General features: G+C 30.9%; 4 protein-coding genes. 2 read left to right on the forward strand and 2 right to left on the reverse strand.

What is annotated here, in order from left to right:
* Positions 1-63: 63 nt before the first annotated feature.
* On the forward strand, positions 64-1,020 hold the full coding sequence (locus tag CDH50_RS14920) for an IS1595 family transposase (RefSeq protein ID WP_100613091.1): 957 nt from the start codon (positions 64-66) through the stop codon (positions 1,018-1,020).
* A gap of 70 nt (positions 1,021-1,090) precedes the next feature.
* On the opposite strand, the gene CDH50_RS14925 is transcribed toward CDH50_RS14920, so the two are convergent.
* Positions 1,091-1,582 (reverse strand): hypothetical protein, encoded by a 492-nt coding sequence (locus CDH50_RS14925; RefSeq protein WP_100613092.1) that lies wholly within the window; start codon positions 1,580-1,582, stop codon positions 1,091-1,093.
* Between the two features lie 81 nt (positions 1,583-1,663).
* On the opposite strand from CDH50_RS14925, the gene CDH50_RS14930 reads away from it, so the two are divergent.
* Positions 1,664-1,939: a hypothetical protein gene (locus CDH50_RS14930; RefSeq protein WP_100613093.1), complete on the forward strand. Its 276-nt coding sequence runs from the start codon at positions 1,664-1,666 to the stop codon at positions 1,937-1,939.
* On the opposite strand, the gene CDH50_RS14935 is transcribed toward CDH50_RS14930, so the two are convergent.
* Positions 1,922-2,350, reverse strand: a complete 429-nt coding sequence (locus CDH50_RS14935) for a hypothetical protein (RefSeq protein ID WP_157805004.1) — start codon at positions 2,348-2,350, stop codon at positions 1,922-1,924. The genes CDH50_RS14930 and CDH50_RS14935 overlap by 18 nt on opposite strands.
* Between the last annotated feature and the right edge of the window lie 64 nt (positions 2,351-2,414).

A 2,414-nucleotide genomic window follows, 5' to 3' on the forward strand; every position in this document is an offset into this window, starting at 1 on the left:
CGCACCTATCCCTATAATGGAATAGAAGTTGAGTAAAAGTATAATAAAATCAATAGATAAGCAATGACAATAATAGAAGTACAAAAAAAATACAGCACACAGGCGAAATGCTTGAAATTACTGGAACAATTACGTTGGGGCAAAGTTGTAAAATGCACTTATTGTGGCTCAACTAAAACAAATCGTCAAAAAAGCGAGCAAACACGACATACTTGTAAAAACTGTAAAAGGTCATTTTCTGTGTTTGTGGACACAATTTTTGAAGATACACGCCTACCATTACCAAAATGGTTCGTCGTTATTACTATGATGCTAAACTCTAAATCGGGCATTTCAGCAAAAGAAATTCAACGGAATATTGGCGGAAGTTACAAAACCTCATATTATACCGCCATGCGTGTACGTATTGGAATGCTTATAAAAAGCACACAACTTAACGGTATGATTGAAATGGACGAAAGTTATTTTGGAGGTAAAGCCCGAAAAATGGAGAAGGGAGAAGATAACGAAGCCAACCTTTCCACCGCCACACTAAAAAGAGGTCGTGGCACTAATAAAGTTTCGGTTGCTGGCATGGTACAACGAAAAGGAATGGTTAAGACCAAACTTATTGATAAGCTAACAAAACGCAACCTCTTGTTTATGCTTAAAACCTATGCTAAACAAGAAAACTCAATACTTATTACGGACGGTTTCCGCTCTTACAAAGACCTTGATAATTACATTGATAGGTTAGAGATAAACCATAAAAAATCATTCAGTAAAGGCATTGTACACATTAACACGATTGAGGGTTTTTGGAGTTATGTAAAGAACGGAATAAAAGGCAGTTACAAATCTATCAGCAAAAAGTATTTGCCCTTTTATTTAGTGGAATACGAATGGAAATTTAATAACCGAAACTATCGGGGTGATGAGTTTGAAAAGTTCCTAAAAAACGCTCTAAATCAAGAAAAAGAATTGGAGTATTGGAAAGCTAAGGACAGTAAAGAAGTAAGGGAGGTGGCGTATGGAAACTAATAATAACGATGGCTCTAATAAAATAGACTTGATATGGTTTTTAAAAACTTTTGATTTCTTTTTGTTTATATTATTTAGCTGTATCTGTTGGTTGTTGATTTTTCTTTTTCTTTTCCTTATAGGAATAAAACCCCCAGACAGCCCCGATATAAATCATTCTAAAAACAATAAAACCATAAGCAATAATCAAAAAATTAAAGAAGTTAAAATTGATTTTAAAATTTATAAAAATAGCAACAGATAAATAACCAATAGAATAAATGACACTTGACTTAAAAATATCCCCAATATCTGTTTCGTCTTTAAATAAAGCATCGCCAAATTTAAAACTAATAAAAGTTAAAACGAGGTTCATTGCAAACCAAGTAACTGACAAACAGAAACATAGTGATAATATATAGAAAAAATCTAAATCATATAAAGGATATTCGCCCACCAATTCAATCAACCTGTTGTTAAACAGATAAATTGAAACAAAAAAGAATGGCATTTGCCCCAAAATGATTAACGAAGATGATTTTATAGTAATATGAAGTTTTTCAAAATCTTGTATTAAACTCACGAGAAATATTTTTAAAAACGAATGTAATAAAAACAAATCGTTTATCCGTGATAAGGATATAGTAAACTTAATTTAAAACCAATGGATAAAGCAATCACAAAAAACAAAACCGCCATACTCAGAGGTGTTGGTGGTTATTACGGACACGTTGTTAAAGCCGAAATAATAGGTTTTGACGAAAAAGAACAAATTGTTAGGGTAAAGCTAAAAAACAATAAACACATGGATTTTAGCATTATAAACGGATGGGAACATTTAGAGCAAAAACTATATTCCACATATCAACTAGATATTAATCATTTAAAGGCGTATGAAAATGAAAGTTGGATGTATGGAACATTAGACAATATTGGATAAATCTATGTTTAGAACTTCAAATTTAGAAATGTTTTTAGGTTTAGAAACAGCACCGTTTTTTAATCTGTATAGCTTGTTAAAGACCAATTTATCATTTGAAACATCTATAACAAACGCCTCTTTAATTTTGATATTATCAACCATTAAAACATTGCATTTTTCTAAATCCTTAATCAAGCCATTTGAATTGCAAAATTCAAAAATAGCAACTGGAGTATATAAATCACGAGAATAATTATAAACAACTATGTCAGGAATTTTAGAATCTAAAGTAATTTCAGGTAGAACTTTAAAGTTGCCATATTTTTTAACCGTTTTTGTTTTTTTGATTAAGGCATACAATAATTCTGCAATTGCTTCTTGGTGCTTTTTCGTATTCCCTGCACCAGCTAAAGAAAGTATTTTATCCATACTAAAAATTTTGAAAACGAATATAACCATAATAAATTTAAATTCCATTATAGGGATAGGTGCG

Origin of the sequence: Confluentibacter lentus (assembly GCF_002806995.1) — a bacterium.
Classification (GTDB): Bacteria; Bacteroidota; Bacteroidia; order Flavobacteriales; family Flavobacteriaceae; genus Confluentibacter; species Confluentibacter lentus.

What these genes read in the sequence shown, in the direction of transcription:
- CDH50_RS14930 (WP_100613093.1), top strand. Translation starts at nt 1,664, where the DNA reads ATGGATAAAGCAATCACAAAAAACAAAACCGCCATACTCAGAGGTGTT.
- CDH50_RS14920 (WP_100613091.1), top strand. Translation starts at nt 64, where the DNA reads ATGACAATAATAGAAGTACAAAAAAAATACAGCACACAGGCGAAATGC.
- CDH50_RS14935 (WP_157805004.1), bottom strand. Translation starts at nt 2,350, where the DNA reads ATGGATAAAATACTTTCTTTAGCTGGTGCAGGGAATACGAAAAAGCAC.